The sequence below is a fragment of the Mycolicibacterium psychrotolerans genome, assembly GCF_010729305.1.
Classification (GTDB): domain Bacteria; phylum Actinomycetota; class Actinomycetes; order Mycobacteriales; family Mycobacteriaceae; genus Mycobacterium; species Mycobacterium psychrotolerans.
In genome coordinates this window covers 2,993,784-3,014,477 of the sequence record NZ_AP022574.1, presented here as the reverse complement: position 1 = coordinate 3,014,477, position 20,694 = coordinate 2,993,784, and the positions used below count along the sequence as shown (strand labels likewise).

At 65.6% G+C, this 20,694-nt stretch carries 6 protein-coding genes; all 6 read left to right on the top strand.

The genetic code is table 11. The features are described from left to right. Positions 1-43 precede the first annotated feature (43 nt). Genes G6N45_RS14655 through G6N45_RS14625 form a run of 6 tightly spaced genes read left to right on the top strand, consistent with a single transcriptional unit; the run spans position 44 to position 20,687 of the window. A complete protein-coding gene (locus tag G6N45_RS14655) occupies positions 44-1,051 on the top strand; it encodes a glycine/sarcosine N-methyltransferase (protein ID WP_246228694.1) in 1,008 nt (335 codons plus the stop codon). Then, positions 1,041-8,600 carry a type I polyketide synthase gene (locus tag G6N45_RS14650; protein WP_163722963.1) on the top strand — a complete coding sequence of 2,520 codons (7,560 nt, stop codon included), beginning with the start codon at positions 1,041-1,043 and terminating at the stop codon, positions 8,598-8,600. The genes G6N45_RS14655 and G6N45_RS14650 overlap by 11 nt, the downstream gene beginning before the upstream one ends. Next, positions 8,494-15,882, top strand: a complete 7,389-nt coding sequence (locus G6N45_RS28045; RefSeq protein WP_246228693.1) for a non-ribosomal peptide synthetase — start codon at positions 8,494-8,496, stop codon at positions 15,880-15,882. The genes G6N45_RS14650 and G6N45_RS28045 overlap by 107 nt, the downstream gene beginning before the upstream one ends. After that, positions 15,879-17,042 carry an FAD-dependent monooxygenase gene (locus G6N45_RS14635; protein ID WP_163722962.1) on the top strand — a complete coding sequence of 388 codons (1,164 nt, stop codon included), beginning with the start codon at positions 15,879-15,881 and terminating at the stop codon, positions 17,040-17,042. The genes G6N45_RS28045 and G6N45_RS14635 overlap by 4 nt, the downstream gene beginning before the upstream one ends. Continuing rightward, entirely contained in the window at positions 17,039-18,355 is a 1,317-nt protein-coding gene (locus G6N45_RS14630; RefSeq protein ID WP_163722961.1) for a phthiocerol/phthiodiolone dimycocerosyl transferase family protein, read from the top strand. Before G6N45_RS14635 ends, G6N45_RS14630 begins: the two co-directional genes overlap by 4 nt. After that, a complete protein-coding gene (locus G6N45_RS14625; protein ID WP_163722960.1) occupies positions 18,285-20,687 on the top strand; it encodes an MMPL family transporter in 2,403 nt (800 codons plus the stop codon). Before G6N45_RS14630 ends, G6N45_RS14625 begins: the two co-directional genes overlap by 71 nt. The last annotated feature ends 7 nt before the right edge of the window (positions 20,688-20,694 follow it).

The window sequence follows — 20,694 nt, the reverse complement described above, 5'->3', positions numbered from 1 at the left end:
CCGGATCGCCCGCGTCAGTAGTTTCGGGTCGGTTCGACTTTGATTGCAGTACCGCTCTACTGCATTCGCTGCCCCCTCAACGAGTGACCCTATCTTCGCAGGCTGGAAACGCTTCAACGAAGATCGGAATCGGTGGCCGATGTCGAATTCAGGAGTATCGGGCAGCCCGCAACAGCAGTCGTCCGAGCAGCACTATCACGTCGACCAACTGAATGATCGCGGCCCCGACGTCTACCGCAGGGAGTTCGTCAAGGGGTTCGTCGACAAGTGGGACGAGTTGATCGATTGGCCAGCGCGCGCCCAGTCTGAGGGCCAATTCTTCATCGACCTCCTTCGCACGTCGAACAAAAAGACGGTGCTCGATGTCGCCACCGGTACCGGGTTCCACTCGGTCAGCCTGTCGACGGCCGGATTTCATGTCACCAGTCTGGACGGCTCGGCGGCCATGCTGGCCAAAGCTTTCGACAACGGCACCAAACAGGGCCTGATCCTCAACACCGTGCACGCAGATTGGCGCCGCCTCAACCAGGCGATTCGCGGCAAGTTCGACGCCATCGTCTGCCTCGGCAACTCGTTCACCCATCTGCACTGCGAACAGGATCGCCGAAAGGTACTGGCGGAGTTCTACGCCGCGCTGCGACATGACGGCATCCTGATCGTCGACCACCGGAACTACGACGAGATGCTCGACCACGGCTTCACCACGAAGCACAAGTACTACTACTGCGGAAAGCGGGTCACGGCGGAACCCGAGTACCTGGACGAGAGCCTCGCTCGCTTCAAATACACCTTCGCAGAGGGGCTTCACTACACGCTGAACATGTTCCCGCTTCGGAAGGACTACCTTCGGCAGTTGCTGTGCGAGGCGGGTTTCGAAGGTTTACGAACGTACGGCGATTTCCAGGAGGCGTATGACGAGCACGAGTCAGACTTCTTCGTTCATGTAGCGGAGAAGTCGCCGGTCCCGAACGGTCACGCGGTGACGGATCACCTGGACGGCACCTGGTCGCGGCCATCGGGCAGCGAAAGCCAGGTGCTCAATGGCCGCTGAAGACGTGTGCCATGCGGTGGAGGGGTCTGAGCACAGCACCGAGCCCATCGCGATCCTCGGGATGGGCTGTCGATTTCCCGGCGGGGTGCAAAGCCCAGATGACTTGTGGCGACTGCTGACCGAGGAACGCGATGCGGTGTCGGGGTTTCCCGCTGATCGCGGCTGGAATCTCGCCGCGCTGTGCGGTCCCGATCCGGACGCGCCGGGTGCCACATACGTGCGGGCGGGGTCATTCGTCGACGACGTCGCTCATTTCGATGCTTCGTTCTTCGGGATCAGTCCGCGCGAAGCACGCGCGATGGATCCGCAGCAGCGACTGCTGCTGGAAACGACCTGGGAGGCATTGGAACGCGCCGGAATCGATCCGATCTCCCTGCACGGCAGTGCCACCGGTGTGTTCATCGGCGCGGCCGCCCAGGAGTACGGTCCCCGGCTCTATGACGAGGCGGAGGGGTACGCCGGATATCTGGCCACCGGCATCCCGACATGCATCGCATCGGGTCGCTTGGCCTACACATTCGGACTGCGCGGCCAAGCATTGACGGTGGACACGGGCTGCTCCTCGTCTCTGGTTTCCATTCATCTCGCCGTGCGCTCGTTACGGTCGGGCGAATGTGACCTCGCCCTCGCAGGTGGGGTGAGCGTGGTGTGCTCGCCGAGCGTCTACATCGGCTTGGGCCGGCAGGGCGCGCTGGCCGCGGACGGTCGCTCCAAGCCGTTCGCCGCGGCCGCCGACGGGTTCGGTGCCGCCGAAGGCGCCGGCATACTGGTGTTGGCCACGCTGTCGCACGCGCGAAGTAAGGGCTATCCGGTGCTGGCACTGATCAGGGGTAGCGCCGTCGGGCAGGACGGCGCCACCGATGTGCTCTCGGCCCCAAGCGGGCAAGCACAGCAGCAGGTGATTGCGCAGGCCCTGCTGGATGGGTGTCTGACCGCGGCCGACATCGACGTGGTCGAGGCACACGGCACGGGCACCAGGATCGGTGATCCCATCGAAGCGCGGGCGTTGCAGGCGACGTATGGCGAAGCACACTCTGCGGCGCGCCCGCTGTTGATCGGATCGGTCAAGTCGAACATCGGACACACGCAGTACGCTGCCGGTGTCGCCGGCGTGATCAAAATCGTGACGGCGGTGAACAGTGGGACAGTGCCCGCCACCTTGAACTTCGATTCGCCCACACCACAGGTGGATTGGTCATCCGGGACAACCAGAGTGGTCGAGAGCGCATGCCCGTGGCCCGACCTGACCGGCCGGCCGCGACGGGCCGCGGTGTCCTCGTTCGGCCTCAGCGGAACCAACGCCCACGTGGTACTCGAACAGCACCCACCGGAGACCGCGACCGTGGCACCGGCGCACCGGCGTCCACTGGCGACGCCATGGGTGTTGTCAGCGAAGACAGCGTCGGCGTTGGCCGCGCAGGCGCACCGACTACGGCGCTTCGTCGACCAGCATCCCGACGTGGATTCACACGACATGGCGTACTCGTTGATCACCACCCGGACGTTGTTCGACCACCGCGCCGTCGTAGTCGGAACCGGCCGTGAGGACCTCCTGGGTGGGCTGACCGCGATCTCCTCCGGCATGCCTGCGCCGAATGTAATTACCGGTGAGGCCGCTGCCACGGGCGGAACCGTCTTCGTCTTTCCCGGTCAGGGTTCGCAGTGGCCGGGGATGGCGGCCGAGCTGCTGGATTCTGCGCCGGCGTTCGCCGATCAGATGCGGCTCTGCGATGCAGCTTTCGCCGAGTTCGTCGACTGGTCGCTGCTCGAGGTCGCACGAGGCGGCCACGATTCTGACCATCTCAACCGAGTCGACGTAGTGCAACCCGTGTTGTTCGCAGTCATGGTGTCGTTGGCCGCGCAATGGCGTGCGCTCGGAATTCGGCCCGACGCTGTGCTGGGCCATTCACAGGGCGAGATCGCCGCCGCCTATGTTGCCGGTGCCCTGTCGCTCAGAGACGCGTCCAGAGTCGTCACGTTGCGCAGCAGGGCGATCCGCGCCATCGCGGGAACCGGCGGCATGGCATCGATCGCCAGGTCGGCACAAGAAGTCCACACGCTCATCCGCGCGTGGCCCCGGTCGATCTCCGTTGCTGCGCATAATGGCCCGTCCTCGACGGTTGTCACGGGGCGTGTGACGGCTCTGGACAAACTGATGGCCGTGTGTGAACGAGAGGAGGTGCCCGCAACCCGGATCCCCGTTGACTATGCGTCGCATTCGCCCGACGTCGAGACGTTGCGTGAAACGCTGCGGGAGTCGCTCTCCGGGCTGCAGCCACGGACGAGTGAGACCACGTTCATCTCTGCGGTCAGCGGCAGAGAACTCGACACGCAGATCCTCGACGGCGACTACTGGTTCACCAACCTGCGTCAACCGGTGCTGTTCGCACCGGCGCTCCGATGGTCGTATGACCACGGCCATCGCACGTTCCTGGAAGTCAGCCCCCATCCGGTGCTGACCACCGCCATCGAGGAATCGCTGGAGGACTGCGTCGAGGAATGCACTGTCGCCGCAACGTTGCGTCGCAATGAAGGTGGCATGCACAGGTTCCTGCTCGCGGCCGCCCACGCCCACGTCCACGGGACGGCAACGGACTGGGAGGGGATGTTCGACGGTACCGGCGCGCACCGGGTCGACCTACCCACCTACGCGTTTCAGCGCAAGCGCTATTGGATGAACCCGGGAACCGGTTCCATCGTCGCGAGCAGCCTCGGCGTCGGTACCGCCGAGCATCCGTTACTCGGAGCCGTTGTGGCCAGCGCGGATTCGGATGACATCATCATCACAGGTCGGCTGTCGCTCGCGTCCCATCCGTGGCTCGCGGACCACAAGGTGCACGGCGTGGTGCTCGCGCCGGGAGCGGCGATGGTGGAGCTGGCGCTGCATGCGGGCGAGCAAGCGGGGTGCCCGCAGGTGAGCGAGCTGGTACTTCAGGCGCCGATGATCATCGACGAACACGGCGGTGTCGTTATACAGGTGGTCGTCGGCGGTTGGCGCGAGTCCGGCGATCGCCAGGTCCGCATCTACTCGCGCGTCGACGATGGCGCCGAGCGGGCGTGGACGCGCAACGCCGAGGGATCACTGGCCCCGTCCGGCGACTCAGCCCCCGACGAGCAACACTTGACCCGGTGGCCGCCGCAGGATGCGACATCGGTCGACATCGCGACGGTCTACCCCAGATTGGCCGAATGTGGTTACGACTACGGTCCGGCGTTCCGCGGGCTGCAGTCGGTATGGTGCCGCGGCACCGAGGTCTTCGTCGAAGCGGCGCTGCCGGCAGGGCTGGCACCCGATGCGGGCAGATTCGCCCTGCATCCGGTGCTGCTCGACGCGGTCCTGCACGGCATTGCCGCCGGTGGCGTCCTCGCAGAATCGGAGCTGACGAGGTTGCCGTTTGAATGGGACGGCGTGTCGCTGCATGCCGTAGGCTCGAGCCGGTTACGCGCACACATCACGCGCGTCGGTGACGACCGGGTCGCGATCACCCTGATGGACGGCGGCGGCACACCGATTGGCCGTATCGAATCACTTGCTCTCCTGAGTATTTCGACGCGTCAGCTGCTCCAGAGCGCAGATACCGACGACGGCGTCTACACAGTGGATTGGGTCGCCTTACCGCGCATCGACAGCTGCGCCGGCAGCCCCGCGGTCACACCCGCCCAAAAAGTCGCCACGCGTGAGATTACCGTGCTGCGTTGCCCGTCCCTTGCCGCCGAGAACGTCACGGTGCCGGAGGGCACACACCGGATCCTGGCGGACGTGTTGGATCGGGTACAGAATTGGCTGTCCAGCGATGCTCACGACGACAGCACACGCCTGGTGGTGCTGACGCGTGGGGCGATCGCAGTCGACTCGTCGGAAGACGTGACAGATCTCGGCCAGGCCGCCGTGTGGGGCTTGTTGCGGAGCGCGCAGACCGAGAACCCCGGCCGTATCGTTGTGGCAGACCTCGACGACTGCGCCAGCGCCGATCACGCTGTCACCGAGATCAGGGGCATGGACGAACCCCAGCTCGCGGTGCGCGATGGTGCATGCTTGGCCCCTCGCCTGATTCGCACCGGTCGCATCGACGGGGCTGAGCTGTTCGAGACAGGCACCTGGCAGCTTGCCACCCTAGGCGAAGGCACGCTGGATGCACACAACTTTGCGCTGCGTCCATGTCCGGATGCTTCGATGCCCCTGAAACCGGGTCAGGTGCGACTGGGCCTGCGGTGTTGCGGCGTGAATTTCCACGATGTGCTGACCGCCCTGGGGCACCCGTCGGATCACGACGTCGGCCTCGAAGGGGCCGGTGTCATCCTGGAGGTCGCCGACGACGTGCTCGAGTTCGTGCCGGGCGACCGTGTAATGGGTCAATTCTTCGGAGCGGGACCCGTTGTGGTCGTGGATCACTGGAGAATCACCCACATTCCCACAAATTGGTCTCTTGCACAGGCGGCAACGGTGCCTGCAGTCTTCCTGACCTCGTACTACGCGTTGGCGCATGCGGCGCGCGTCAGCGCGGGCGAGCGCGTGCTGATACACGCCGCCACCGGCGGTGTCGGCATGGCTGCGGTCCAGCTGGCCCGCCACTGGGGTGCGGAAGTGTTCGCGACTGCCAGCCCTGGCAAATGGGAGACCCTGCGCAACATGGGCTTCGACGACGATCACATCGCGAACTCGCGCACCCTCGACTTCGAGCGCAAGTTTTCAGAGGTCACCAACGGTGTGGGCATGGACGTCGTGATCAACTGCCTCAAAGAGGAATTCGTCGATGCATCGTTGCGGCTGATGGCCGGCGGTGGACGGTTCATCGAGCTAGGCAAAGCAGACATCCGTGGACAGCGCGATATCGCGACGGAACACCCGGGTGTTGTGTACCGCGCGTTCGATCTCGTCGACGATGTCGCTCCACACCTCCTGAGCGAAATGCTCGGGGAGCTGGTAGAGCTCTTCGAGGCGGGTGATCTGCGGCCACTTCCCGTTAGGTCCTGGGACATCCGACAGGCGGCGGACGCCTTCCGATTCCTCGGCCGCGCACGCCACGTCGGCAAGTTGTCGCTCATCGTGCCGCCGCCGCTCGATCACGAGGGCACGGTGTTGATCACGGGCGGGACGGGCGTGCTCGGCGTGTTGATCGCCCGGCATCTGGTGACCCGCCACGGTGCGCGCAATCTGTTGCTCATCAGCCGACAGGGGCGGGCCGCCGAGGGCGCCGCTGCGATCGAATCGGAGCTCGCCGAGCTCGGCGCTTCCGTACAGGTCGAATCATGTGACGCATCGGACCGCGACTCACTACAGGTCCTTTTGTCCGGGATATCGGCCGACCATCCGTTGACCGCCGTCGTTCATGCCGCCGGAGTGCTCGATGACGCGGTGTTCACCGCGCAGACGCCTCACCGCCTGGACTCGGTGCTGCGTCCGAAGGTCGACGCCGCGTGGAACCTTCACGAACTGACCGCATCCGCGGATCTGTCGATGTTCGTGTTGTTCTCCTCGGCAGCAGGGGTTCTCGGGTCACCGGGCCAGGCGAATTACGCGGCCGCCAACGCATTCCTCGATGCGCTCGCACAGCATCGGCGGCAGCAGGGCCTTCCGGGCGTGGCCATGGCATGGGGATGGTGGGGGCAGGCGACCGGGATGACAGGGCATCTGGACGTGCGCGATCGTTCGCGCATGAGCCGCAGCGGGTACATCGCGATGTCCTCGGCAGATGGGCTCGCACTCTTCGATGCAGCGCTCCGGCAGGGACCTTCGCTCCTGATACCGGCACGGTTCGACCTCAACGCCGTCCGGTCTCACTCGGTCGCAGCTGGCGTGGCACCGATGTTCCGCAGCCTGATTCGCCCCGTGCGACGTACGGCCGCGGCAGCCGTCGGCGGGGAATCGTCGGGTGACCTTCGACAGCGCCTCAGCGCGATGAGTACCTCCGATCGTGAACACGAACTCCTCGACGTGGTGCGCGCCAACGCAGCCGCGGTGCTCGGGCACGAGTCCCGGGACGCGGTCGGCGCCGACCAGGAGTTCAAGGTGCTCGGCTTCGACTCACTGGGCGCGGTCGAGCTTCGGAACCGGCTGAAATCTGCGACCGGCGTCAAGTTGTCGACCACCGCTGTCTTCGAGAATCCGACACCGGCGGCGCTGGCCCGGTACCTCGCGGATGCACTCGACGGGGATCTCCGCCAGGCCCACGGAGAAGGCAGCGACCGGGTCGAGCTCGATCGCTGGCCTCTGGCCGGGTGCCAACGCGACATCGTCGCCATCGGCGCACGATATCCGGACCTGCCGATTGCCCAGATCGTCGCCCACGCAAGGCTGGCAGGCACGGTGAATCTCGAGCGTATGCGCCAATGTGTCCGGCGAACGTGCATGCGCAACGACGCGCTGCGACTGCGTTTTGAGCTTCTTGGCGGCGAGATCGTCCAGCACGTCGGGACGGAATTGCCGGAACTCGAGTTCGCCGATTTCACCGCCCAGCCCGATCCTGCGGCCGCCTGCGCGCGGTGGATCGACGAGGCCGACGATCACGTCCTCCCCACTGACGGGCCTTTGACCCGCGCCGCCGTCCTCGTCGATCGACCCGACTCGTTCGTGGTCTACGCGTGTTTCCATCACGCCGTGACAGACGCGTGGGGGATCAATCTCGCGCTGTGCGAAGTCTTGAACGAGTATGTGGGCGACGCCGACCTCGGCGACCACATCCGGCGACCGGACCAGCCCGAGGCGCCGAGCTACCTGAACTTCGTCCGGGCCGATCGCGAATTCCGCCACTCCCCGGAGTGGGCGGCCGACCGGCAGTACTTCCTCGACAAGTACCTCGACGTGGAACCGGCGTTGTTCGCGCGCGGCGGCTCGGTTCGCAGCAGACGGCGCGGGCACCAGACCATGCACGTGACGGCCGAGAGCGCCGGACGTATGCGAGATACCGGCCGCTCGATCTTCGCATTCACCGCGGCGGCGATCGGCGAATACCTGCGCCGGATACATCGTGGCGGCGACATCGTCATCGGCGTACCGTTCTTGAACCGGTCAGGGGAAGACGAACTGCGGACCGTCGGCTGCATGGTGAACATGCTGCCGCTACGGATTCCGGTCGACGGCAGAATGTGCATGACCGCACTCGCCGATCAGATCTCGGCACAGGTGTGGGAATTGCAGGCACGCCAGAGGTTTGCGTACGGGGACATCGTCGCGGCATTGCACAACGGCGCGGGACCGCACACGACGCTGTTCGACGTCACGTACTCCTACCTCACGGTTCCCGACTTTGAGGACGCCGAGATGATCTGGCGAGACTCCAGTCTCCTCGCGTCCGGTTACTCGCTCGACGCGGTGAACATCGTCGTTCGCGACCACGAGCGGGACGGATCGCTCGAGGTCGACCTGTTCTACGCCTGCGACGTCTTCGACACCGACTATCAGTTCGCAGACGCTATGCGGCACGTCCTGACGTTGATCACCAATGCCTTGGACGTACCAGAGATGCCGCTCGGCGATGTCGATATGCTGTCGGCCGCCGACCGCGCCGTGCTCCAGATGTTCTCGCGCGGGGGGCCGATCGGTGTCTGACCTCGGAATCGCGTCGGAGACCAGGATCGACCAAGTCGCGGCCGACACCCCCCGCGAGCGGCCCGCGGTGGTGTCGGCGGCCGGGACGCTGAGCTACGGGGAGTTCGACGGGGCCGTCAGTCACATCGCAGAAGTATTGCGCGCCAGAGGCGTCGGGCGCGATGAGTGCGTTGGGGTCATCATCCCCCGCTCACCCGAACTGGTAGTGGCGATCCATGGGATCTTGCGCGCGGGGGCCGCATACGTGCCGATCGATCCCGGACATCCGGCGACACGTATCCAGACCGTCCTCGGCGACAGCGGCGCGCATGTCGTGATCGCCGGACCCGAGTTCATCGAATTGCTCGACGAACTCGGCATCGATCGAGTGAATCCGTCGATATCGCCGGCCGACCCGGTTGAACCCGTCGCCTCACCCGAGGACCTCGCCTACGTCATCTACACGTCGGGGTCCACAGGGCGGCCCAAGGGTGTGATGGTCGAACACCGGTCGGTGGCCAACCGGCTGCAGTGGATGCAGCGCCGGTATCCGCTCTACCACCAGGACGTCATTCTGCACAAGACACCGGCCACCTTCGACGTGTCGGTGTGGGAGTTGCTCTGGTGGTCGATGGCGGGTGCATGCGTCGCGGTGCTCGAGCCCGGCGGCGAGCGTGACCCTCGCAAGATCGTGGCAGCAGTCGAGCAGCATCGGGTGACGGTCATGCATTTCGTGCCGTCGCTGCTCGGCCCGTTCTTGGACGAACTGACAGACCGCCCTGCTTCGATACTCCGGCTCACCTCCTTACGCACCGTGTTCTGCAGCGGAGAAGCACTCACGCCGACGCTGGTCGAGCGGTTCAACCGGACGTTCAGTGCGATCGGAGCGCCTCGGCTGGTAAACCTGTACGGGCCGACCGAGGCGACGGTGGATGTGAGCTACTTCGACTGTCCGTCGTCCGGCCGCGTCGATGTCGTCCCGATCGGGAAGCCGATCGACAACACGACGTTGCTCGTGCTCGACCAGCGCGGAAACCCCTGTCCGATAGGCGTTCCCGGTGAGCTGAACATCGGCGGGTTGGGGCTGGCACGTGGCTACCGAGGTCGTGACGATCTGACCGCGGCAGCATTCGTCAGGGATGATCACGTGCCGGGCGGTCGGCGGTACCGAACCGGCGACCTCGCGCGATGGCGGGCGGATGGGAACCTGGAGTTCCTGGGCCGCAGCGACGACGAGGTGAAGGTCCGAGGAAATCGTGTGAGTCTCGGCGAGGTCCAGGCAGTCATGGAGTCATGCCCCGGCGTGCACTCAGCGGTGGTTCTCGCCGAACCGTCGAACATGCCCGACGTCCACCTCATCGGCTACTTCGTCGGCGAATCCGTCTCCGTAGACGAACTCCGCGCGCACCTGACGCGGCGGCTGCCCACCTACATGGTTCCCACCAACTTCGTGTCACTGAGGGCGTTCCCGCTCACCGCCAGTGGCAAAGTGGATCGACGGGCGCTACCCCGGCCCGGTGCACCGGACCACTCGGCCGTGACGCCACGCACCTCGGCCGAGTCGGTGCTGGCCGAGGTGTTCGCCACGGTACTCGGCGTCGACTCGGTCGGTGTGCACGACAACTTCTTCGCCATCGGCGGTGACTCCATCCTGGCCATAGCCGTGCGCGGCGAGGCCGAGAAGCGCGGCGTCACGGTTGACGTCGAGGAGCTGTTCGTCCGGCCGACGGTCGCCGAACTCGCCGAGTCCGGATCGCGGCCGGACCCCGAACCGCGCCTTACTACAGAGCCGTTCGCCTTGCTTCCGCTGATCGACCGCAGCGCCTTGCGCGGCGCCGAGGACGCCTTCCCGGCGACTGTGCTGCAACTGGGCATGTTGTTCCACAGCCTCGGGCGTGTGGGGTCGATGTACAAGGACGTCTTTCGCTACCGCATGGCGATGCCATGGCGTGAAGGGGATTTCACGGCAGCGTTCGACCAGCTCGTCGCTCGGCATCCCGCGCTGCGGTCGTCATTCGATCTGACCGAATGTTCGGTGCCGGTGCAGGTCGTCAGACCGCGGGTGCCGCGCGCGTTCGACGTTGTGACCGGCGGCGATGAAGCGCTGGTCCGCGACTACGTCACCGCCCGGCATTCGCAGCACTATGACCTGGACAGCGGCCCGCTGTACAGCCTGCGTGCGTTTGTCCGGGACGAGGGCGTGGATCTGGTCTTCTCGTTCCACCACGCGATCCTCGACGGCTGGAGCGTCGCCAACCTGTTCTGTGAGTTGCTGCGAGACTATCTGTTCCGGGTGGGTCTCGAGGTGCCTGCGGTGGAAGCCGAGGTGCAGCCGGCAACGGTGCTCGCCGAGTACGCCCGCTTGGTGAGAGATGCTTCCGAGGACCCCGCTGCACGAGAGTTCTGGCGTCGCGTGGTAGCCGGATCTCATCCGACGGCGCTACGGTCCGACGGCATCGGCGAGCCGAAGCGGTCTTCTGAAATCGTTGCGACGGAACCGATTCCGGAGTGGCTGCCGGATTCCCTGAGCCAGCTCGCGAAGTCTCGTCGTTGGCCGCTGAAATCTCTTCTCTTGGCCGCGCATTGCGTCACCCTGCAGAAGCTCTCGGGTCAGACGGACGTCACGACGGGGCTGGTCACGCACGGAAGGCCGGGCATTGCGGGCGCCGAAGCAGCCGCCGGGCTGTTCCTGAACACCATCCCGATCCGGCTGGACAGCGAGCACCCGACCTGGAGGGACGTCGTCGAGCAGGTGACCCAACTCGAACGCGACTGCCACCACTATCGGCGGTACCCGCTGCAGGCCATGCAATCCGACGCAGGTCGGGTCTTGTTGACCACCGCATTCAACTTCGTCAATTACCGCCCGCTGGCTCAGCTGGCCGGGATGCCCGGGATCGAGCTGCTCGACATGGAGGTGCATGAGCAGACCAATTTCGGCCTCCTCGCAACCGTCGGCGTCGACCCACGAACACAGCGGATGTTCGTTCGCGTCACCGGCGATCCGCACTGTGTCAACGGCACACAGGTCCACGAGTATGCGCAGACATTCGTCGATGCGCTGAGCACGATAGCGCGCACACCCGAGCAGGCGATCGAGGCCTACACCGACGAATCTGTTGCCCCTGACTCTGCGGCCGAGGCGGTCCTGGTCGATGTGTTCGCCTCGACGCTCGGAGTCGAATCTGTTGGTGTCCACGATGACTTCTTCACCATAGGGGGCGACTCGATCCTGGCCCTGCTGGTTCGCAGCAGGGCAGAGAAACGTGGGATCACCTTCGACATCGAGGAACTGTATGCAAGCCCGACGGTCGCCGGACTCGCCAGGTCCAGTTCCCAGCCGGCACCCGAGAATCTCGGCATCACAACGCCTTTCGCCCTGCTGCCGCTGATCGACCGCGCCGCGCTGCACGACGCCGACGACGCCTTCCCTGCGAACGTGTTGCAACTCGGCATGTTGTTCCACAGCATCGAGCGCGCCGAGTCGACGATGTACAAGGACGTCTTCCGATACCGGATCGCGATGCCATGGCGCGAAGACGAGTTCCAGGACGCCTTTGATCGCATGGTCGACCGGCACCCCGCACTGCGATCCTCGTTCGAACTGACTCGCTATTCACTGCCCGTTCAGGTGGTCAGCTCGCAGGTACCGCGAGCGTTCGATGTCGTGACCGCGGCCACCGACGCGGACGTCGACGACTACATGACCGCACGCCAGGCACACCGCTACAGCTTCAGCAGCGCTCCTCTCTACAGCCTGCGCGCGTTCGTCGGCGATGACTGGCTGGATCTGGTCTTCGCATTCCACCACGCGCTGCTGGACGGCTGGAGTGCTGCCAACCTCGTCCGCGAGGTGGTGCAGGACTACCTGAACCATCTCGGATTCGACGTGCCTGCGGTCGAGGCCGACCCGGACGCCACCACCCTCCTGGCCGAGCATGTCCGCTTGGAGAGGGAGACGATCGATGACCCTGCAGCGCAGGCATTCTGGCGTCGCGTGCTGGCGGGATCCCGCGCCACGACGCTAGCCTCCTACGTGCCCCACGAGGCCCCGGTGACCGGCGCCCCGAGCGTCGTCGTGCAGCTTCCGCAGTGGCTGCAGCGCGCCGCGAGTCAGCTTGCGCGGTCTCGGGGCGTCCCGGTGAAGTCGCTGCTACTCGCCGCGCATTGCGTGACTCTTCAGCGGCTCTCCGGCGACATGGACGTCACGACCGGTCTGGTCACTCACGGCCGCCCCAGCCGGACCGGCGCCGAAGTGGCTGCCGGGCTGTTTCTCAATACGATTCCGATCCGGCTCGACGACACACCTACGACCTGGCTCGACGTCGTCGACCACGTCGCCGAGTTCGAACGCGCAAGCCACCGATATCGTCGATACCCACTGCAGGTCATGCAATCCGATGTCGGCCGGCCTCTGTTCACGGCAGTGTTCGACTTCATCAACTACCACCTGTTCGGCGAGTTGGGCACCGTCACCGGCGCGGAACTCCTCGACTTCGAGGCGCGCGAGCGGACGAACTATCCACTGTGGGCGACCGCTTCCACAGACCCGCAGACCGGCCAACTGTCGCTGCGGGTCACCGGTGATCCGACGCTGCTCACGGCGGCGCAGGCAGGCGAGTTCGCGCATGCCTTCCTTCGCGTGCTGGCAACGATCGTTCGCACACCCGAGGGAGTCTGTGATCCTGCCGCCGGTGAGATGGCGGTTCGCGACGTCGTCGAACTCGTCTCCGAGCAGGCGACGGCCCACCCGCAGGCGACCGCAGTCAACGGCGACACCGGCGGCTGGACGTACGGCCAGCTGGACCGCGGCGCCGAGCGGATCGCGGCCGGGTTGGTGAGCGCGGGCATGCCGGTCGGCGCGCGGGTGGGCGTGAAGCTCGAGCGCTCCCCCGAGTTGATAGCGACTGTTCTCGGTGTCCTGAAGGCGGGTGCGGCGGTTGTGCCGCTGGATGTGAGCTATCCGAGCGCGCGAATCGACTTGATGATCGAACGCGCCCGCCCATTCCGGGTCATCTCCGATATCACCGAAGTTCGAGCGCTGCTGGCGGTGCCGGCATCGACGGCGTTACCGGGCATCGATCCCGCGAGCACGGCGTATGTGTTGTTCACGTCAGGGTCGACGGGCGAGCCCAAGGGCGTTGCGATGCCGCACCGGGCTCTGCACAACGTCATCGAATGGCAGAACCGGCGCCCATCCGGTGCAGTCGGCGGGACGACGCTCCAGTTCTTCCCGCTCTCCTTCGACGTGTCGTTTCAGGAGATCTTCTCCACGCTGTGCGGCGGCGGGACGCTGCGATTGGTTTCCGAGGCGCAACGGAGGGATCTATCGGCACTCGTGCGCCTCGTCGCGGATGAGTCGGTCAACCGCGTATTCCTGACCTGCGTTGCGTTGCAGGCCTTCGCAGAGGCCGCACTGGTGAGCCGAACACGACTGCATTCGCTGCGGGTGGCGGTCAATGTGGGCGAACAGCTCAGGGTGACAACGGAGATCAGGCAGCTGTGCGCTGAGAACCCCGGCCTCGTCCTGGAGAATCAGTACGGCCCCACGGAGACGCATGAAGTCGCCGGCTATACATTGCGCGGGTCACCTGACGACTACCCCACGCTACCGCCGATCGGTACCCCGATCGACGGGGCGACGATCAGGCTGCTCGATTCCAACCGACGGCCGGTCCCGCCGGGAAGCCAGGGCGAGATATACATCGGAGGTCGTTGCTTGGCACTCGGTTACGAGGGAAGACCGGACCTGACCGCGGAGCGGTTCGTGTCGATCGGCACGCAGGGTGAGCGGATGTATCGCACGGGCGACCTGGGAGTGCAGCTACCCACCGGTGACCTCGTCTACCTCGGACGCGCCGACACCCAGGTGAAGGTGCGTGGCTTCCGCATCGAGTGCGCGGAGGTCGAACTCGCACTGATGCATCTCGACGACAAGGCTGTTCAGGCGGCGGCCGTCGTCGCGAAGGATCTCGACTCCCGGGACTCCACACTGGTGGCCTATCTACTCGGCGACAGGACTGAAGCCGACGTCACCGCGATCCGGGCGCGCCTGCGGGATGTGCTACCCGCGTATATGGTCCCGATGCATTTCCGCTGGCTCGATGAGTTCCCGCTGACCCCCAGCGGCAAGCGCGATGACAAGGCGCTGCGTGAGTTGCCGCTCGCCGAGATCGATTCCCCACCGATCGCCGACGGACCGGTCAGTGCATACGAGCAAGCGGTGGCCGAGATCATGGCGGAGTTCGCGGGTAGTCCCGGGTTTGCGGCACATACCGACTTCTTCGACGCCGGAGGCACCTCGATCGGAGCCATGCGGGTGGTGTTGGCCATCGCGCGACTGTGGGACATCGAGATCCCATTGGATGTGTTCCTCAGTGCGCCCACGCCCGCCGACATCGCCCGGCTGGTCTCTGCCGGCGCCCCCATGCGTGGGTTCGATCCTATTGTCCCGCTGCGCGCCTCTGGCGCTCGCGTCCCCCTTTTTCTGGTCCACCCGATCGGTGGCAACGTCCTGTGCTATCTCGATCTCGTCAAGCATCTTCCCGTCGACCAGCCCGTCTATGCGCTACAGGCCGCAGGAGCCGAGCCCGGCGCGACGCCCCTGGACACCGTCGGCGAACTGGCGGCGTCCTATATCGCCGCGATGCGCAGGGTGTGCCCCGACGGTCCCTACATCGTCGGCGGCTGGTCTTTCGGCGGCTACGTTGCTGTCGAGATGGCACGGAAGTTGGCGGACGAGGACCTTGCGGGTCTCGTCCTGCTCGACACCACCGCGCTCAGCGACGAGCCCCGTCAGGACGTGCCGGAATCAGAATTGATCATGTGGTTCTTCGGGGAACTCCTCCTGGAGGCCCAGGGTATGGATGCACTGCGGCACACGCCGGACTTCGACAGCGTAGAGCCCGGATCACTCTTCGACTCCGCCCTGCAATACACGATCGAGGCGGGAATCGTTCCCGCCGGCAGTTCGCCTCGCTTGATCCGACGGCTCTACGAAATCTTCCGGGCCAATTACCAGGCGACACTCGACTACTGTCATGAGCCTCTGGACCGCGACATCACACTGCTGAGGTCGATCGAAGAGCTCCCGGAGGAACTGACCGGCCCCCACCACGCCGTGGGCAGTATGTTCGCCAGCCCGACCAACGGTTGGGAACGACTGACGCCGCGCAGCTTGCGGGTGATCCCTGTCGCGGGCGATCACCTGTCGATGATGTCGGAGCCCCATGTCGCAGACGTCGGGGCCAAGCTGTCAGTCGAACTCGGCGCGCTGCGGCCCATCGCGGGAGCCACGCGATGAGCCCGCCGGCCATCGCGGTGGTCGGGGCCGGAGTCGGCGGCCTGACAGCCGCTATCGCTCTGCGTGCCATGGGAATCGATGTCGAGGTCTTCGAATCCGCACCAGCGCCGCGAGCTACCGGCACGGCGCTCGGAATCGCGAGCAACGCCACCAAGGTACTCAGATCGCTGGGTATCGACCTCACGACGGACGCCTGCTGCCGCGTACTCGAGCACTTCGAGTTGCGCACGGCCAGTGGAGCGCTGATCCGGGCACTGCCCGGAACTGCGATCACGGCCGCACTGAAACATCCGTTCGTCAGCATCCACCGCAACGAATTGATCCGCACGCTGAGTGCCGCGGCCGGCGACACGCCCATCCATTACGGCACCGAGGTGACGGAGGTCGCCATCGAAGGCCGCGGTGTGCGTGCTACCTGCATAGCCGCTCCGGATATCCGCGCAGCGGTCTTGGTCGGTGCCGACGGTTTCCGATCTACCGTCCGGTCGATGGTCGCCGGCGACCAGACGCCCATCGACTACGGCTACGCCTGCTGGCTTGCCACCGTGCGTTTCGCCCACCCGCGAATGATGCCCGGGTACACCGGACATTATTGGGGCCGGGGACAGCGTTTCGGGCTCATCGACATCGGTGGCGGGATGACGTACTGGTGGGCGACGAAGAACATGCCGGCCGCGCAGGCGCGCGACTGGGGCGGAGGAAAAGAAGAAATCCTCGCCATGTTCGACGGGTGGGCCCCCGAGGTGGTCGAAACCATCGACCACACACCGGCGGAGGCCCTCATCAGCGTGCCCGGCCAGGATCGTCCGTTCCTGAAGAAATGGGGCACGGGCCCGGTCACGCTATTGGGAGACGCCGCGCATCCCATGCTGACCAGCAGGTCACAAGGCGCCAGCTCTGCGGTGGAGGACGGCTACATCCTGGCGGAGGCGATGGCCCGCGTGCCAGACCCGGTCCAGGCGCTGCGGACCTACGAGAACATGCGCCGAAGTCGTACGAGGATGCTGGTGAACAGTTCACGTCGTCTCAACAGACTCGAACAGGCACAGAACCCCGTCGTCTGCGCGGCAAGGAATCTCGGGATGCGTTGGGCGCCGATGAGGTCGGTGATCGGGCAGACCGTCCGTCCCATGAAATTCGACCTCGGGTGGACGCAGTGACCCCGGCAGACGTGCACCGTCCACTCAGCCCGGTCGAGCGGTGGTTCTGGATCGGCGGCCAGATCGCACCTTTCAACGTGATTGCCCGCGTGCACCTCGCAGGACGTCTCCCCGATGGCGTGTTGCGTGTCGCAGCCGGTCATCTGGCAGCCGAGCATCCGCTGTTGCAAACGGCGATCCGGGCCGAACCCGACGGGTCAGACCCGGCGTTCATCCGATCGTCCCGGCACATTCCCATCAGACGTGTGCGCGGAGACGGAGCGGCGTGGGAGCGCTTCGTCGACGAGCACGAACTCCGGACGGCGATCGACTGGCAGAGTGGTCCTCTACTCCGGATCGCCGAGATCATCTGCGAAGGAACGCCTGACAGCCGTGATCTCGTTCTGACGGCGTCGCACGTCATCGCCGACGGGACCACCGCGTTGACACTGCTGCAAAGGCTGATCGAACATGCCGCGGCCGGGTCAACCTGCCTCGAACCGCGACCCGACATCGGCGCCCCCGAAGACCGCCTGCCCGCACAGTATCGAGGTGCGCGGGGCATCGCCCGACTCGCCGTGACCGGGGCGATCGAAACGGTGGCCGCGCTCGTCTGCCGACCGTGCCGGCTCGCCCCGGAGTCGACGGTGCACCCCGTGCAGCGCAGAACCAGGCTCGTGCGGCGCACGCTGACTTCGACACAGGTGCAGCGCCTGATATGCCGTTGCCGACGGGAAGGAGTGACGGTGCACGGCGCGCTCGCCGCCGCGATGGCGATGGTGATCGGCCCCGTCGCCGCGGGTGCTGCTTCGGGGCGAATGTGCATCGGCTCGCCAGTCGACTTCCGGTCGGAACTGCACCCTCCCGTCTCTGCCCACGAGGCTGGCAGTTACGTGAACACAATGGCGTCGATGGTGCGTTTCGGCCAAGACCGTGACCTGTGGTCGATGGCCCGGCAGATCAATCGGTCCCTCGGCAGGCGACAGCGATTCGGACAACACCTCAATCTGCTGTGGGCGATGCGCTTCATCTGCCCCGCGTCGGAACCGAAGAGCTCTGGGATGTTCGGATTGATCGAGCGCAACGGACCGCTGAACGTCGGCATCTCCAACGTCGGTCGCTACCACTTCGCAACGCAGATCGGTGACTGGCGGCTGTCCGGCGCTCAGTTCATCTCGGGCGTCTCCCCCACGGGCTATTTCCTGGCGACGGTCAACACGAGCCACGACCAGCTGTACTGGAATTTCACCTACACCGAAGGCATTGTCTCCGAACGGTCCGCGCGGCACTTCGCCGACGGCTGCATCCGGGCTGTGCTCAACGTCATCGAATGACGAGCAGGCGATCGTGATGGAGTGTCTTGCGCGATGGCTGTACCGGTACGCCGGTGGGATCCTCGCGGCCGCGGTCATCCTGTTCGTCGTCTGCGGGCTCTACTCGACACAGCTGAACGGTCGGCTCAGCGGCGCCGGGTGGACAGTTCCCGGATCCGAAGAAGCGCAAGCCGAAGGCGCGCAGGATGCCGGCTTCGTCGGACGGGGTTCCTCGAGCGTGATGCTGCTGATCCGCGACGAGCGGTTCAGCGCACCGTCGGCCGCCTTCGACCGGCGCGTCGCGTCGGTGGTCGAACGGGTTTCCGCCGACCCGCGGCTGCAGACGCGCGGCGAGGTCGGTTGGGCTTCTCTGCCCTCCCCGCAACGGCGTGAGTTTCTCGGGGCAGATGCCAGAACTGCGCTCACAACCCTGCAACTCGGACTCGACGACGGCACCGCGAAACGGGTCCTGCCCCAGGTGGAGCGGGAGTTGTCCGCCTTCGAAGCGGACGGGATGCGCGTGTATCTGGTGGGGCAGGCGGCCGCCTTTGCCGCCACCGACGAGGTCGGGTCGGCATCTCTTGCGCGGGTGGAACTGATTCTACTGCCGCTGATCGTGGGGATACTCCTGTGGCTGTACCGCAGCGCCGTCGCGGCCCTGATCTCGCTGGGCGTCGGCGTGACCGCGATCGTTCTGGCAACGGGCGCCCTCACCTGCCTCGCGGGCGTGATGGACCTCACCGTCATCGTGCAGAGCATCGCCACGATGCTGGGACTCGGTGTGAGCGTGGACTATTCACTGATCATGATCCGCCGCTACATCGACGAATCTGCCGCCTCAGATCGACGAACCGCACTCTTCACGACCATGCGGACCGCTGGGCGCACGGTTGGCGCCTCGGGTACGACGGTGGCAGCCGCGTTGGCGACCCTGTTCATCGTCGACCTTCCTCAGATCCACTCGATCGCGGTCGCCGGAATCACCGGTGTGGCGGCCGCCGTAGTCGCCTGCCTCCTCGTTCTTCCCGCAGTGCTGCACCTCCTCGGTCCTCGAGTGGCGGGCCTGCGCCTACCGTGGCTGCCGTCCACCCGGGATAGGTCACGCCAGCGCTGGGACCGCCTCGCCCGAACCATCATGGCAAGGCCGGTCGCCGCGTTGACCCTCACATCCGCGGCCCTACTCGCCCTCGCGGTGCCGGCGTTCGGACTTCAGACCGAGAGCGGTGACGCCTCGGTCCTCCCCAGGAGTTCGTCGGTTCGCCAGGGTTACGACCTGGTGGAGGAACAGTTCGGGAAAGGCGCGGTCGAACCCATCCTGGTCGTCCTCAGATCTGATGGATCATTCTCCAGCTCCGCAGATTTCGCCCGTTTGGCAGCGATGACCGCCGCCGTGGGCCAATTGGAGCACACGGCACGGGTGGCCTCGCCGGTCCCCGTCCTGCGATCCGCAGCGCCCGCAGACCCGTTGACCGCGATCGAACACCAGAACTTCCAGCGCCTGAGCGCTGGGGCCCGCACCGCTGTGAACCGATTCGTGTCTGCCGACGGCAAGACGATCGCCATCGACGTGTTCTCCGATGGGCGAGCGGGAGACTCCGGCATCAGAACACTTCTCGACCAGGTCCGAGCCGTCGCGAGGAGTAACGCCGCACCCGGCTGGCAGGTGTCAGTCGGCGGCTTGGCGGCGGTCTTGTCTTCTGCCACCCAGCAGCTTTCGGACAGCAGCCCGGTTGTCGTAGCCACCATGCTCGTCGTCATGTACGTGTTGCTGGCGTTGACCTTTCGCTCACTGCTCCTTCCGTGCAAGGCGATCGTCCTGAATCTACTGTCCGTCGGCGCAGCGTTGGGCGCGGTCGTGCTGGTCTTCCAACACGGCTTCCTCGCAGACGCATTGAGGATCGCATCAGTGGGGCCGATACAGAACTATGTCCCCATACTTCTCGTCGCCGTGCTTTTCAGCCTCAGCACCGACTACGAGGTGTTCCTGCTGAGCCGAGTGCGTGAACATCACGACCAGACCGGCGACAACGTGGAAAGTGTGGTCCATGGGGTGGTGGAGACCGCTCCCCTGATCTCGGGCGCTGCCCTGCTGATGGCGACGATCTTCGCGGCGTTTGTGATCACTCCGCTTGTGACGGTTCAGCAGCTGGGCTTTGCGGCGGCCGTGGCCATCGCCATAGACGCAACGATCGTGAGGCTCGTCATGGTGCCGGCGGCGATGCGACTGATGGGCCGATGGAACTGGTGGCTGCCCACGTTCGTGACGCCTCATCGAGGCAGACACCGGCGCGGACGTGTCCGCGCACCAGGCCAGGCCGCCGAAGCAGGTGCACAATGCGTTCCACAACCCTGACGCCGGC

Bases quoted from the DNA above. Each gene is read 5' to 3' on its own strand.
- G6N45_RS14650 (WP_163722963.1), top strand. From the start codon at position 1,041: ATGGCCGCTGAAGACGTGTGCCATGCGGTGGAGGGGTCTGAGCACAGC.
- G6N45_RS28045 (WP_246228693.1), top strand. From the start codon at position 8,494: ATGCCTTGGACGTACCAGAGATGCCGCTCGGCGATGTCGATATGCTGT.
- G6N45_RS14635 (WP_163722962.1), top strand. From the start codon at position 15,879: ATGAGCCCGCCGGCCATCGCGGTGGTCGGGGCCGGAGTCGGCGGCCTG.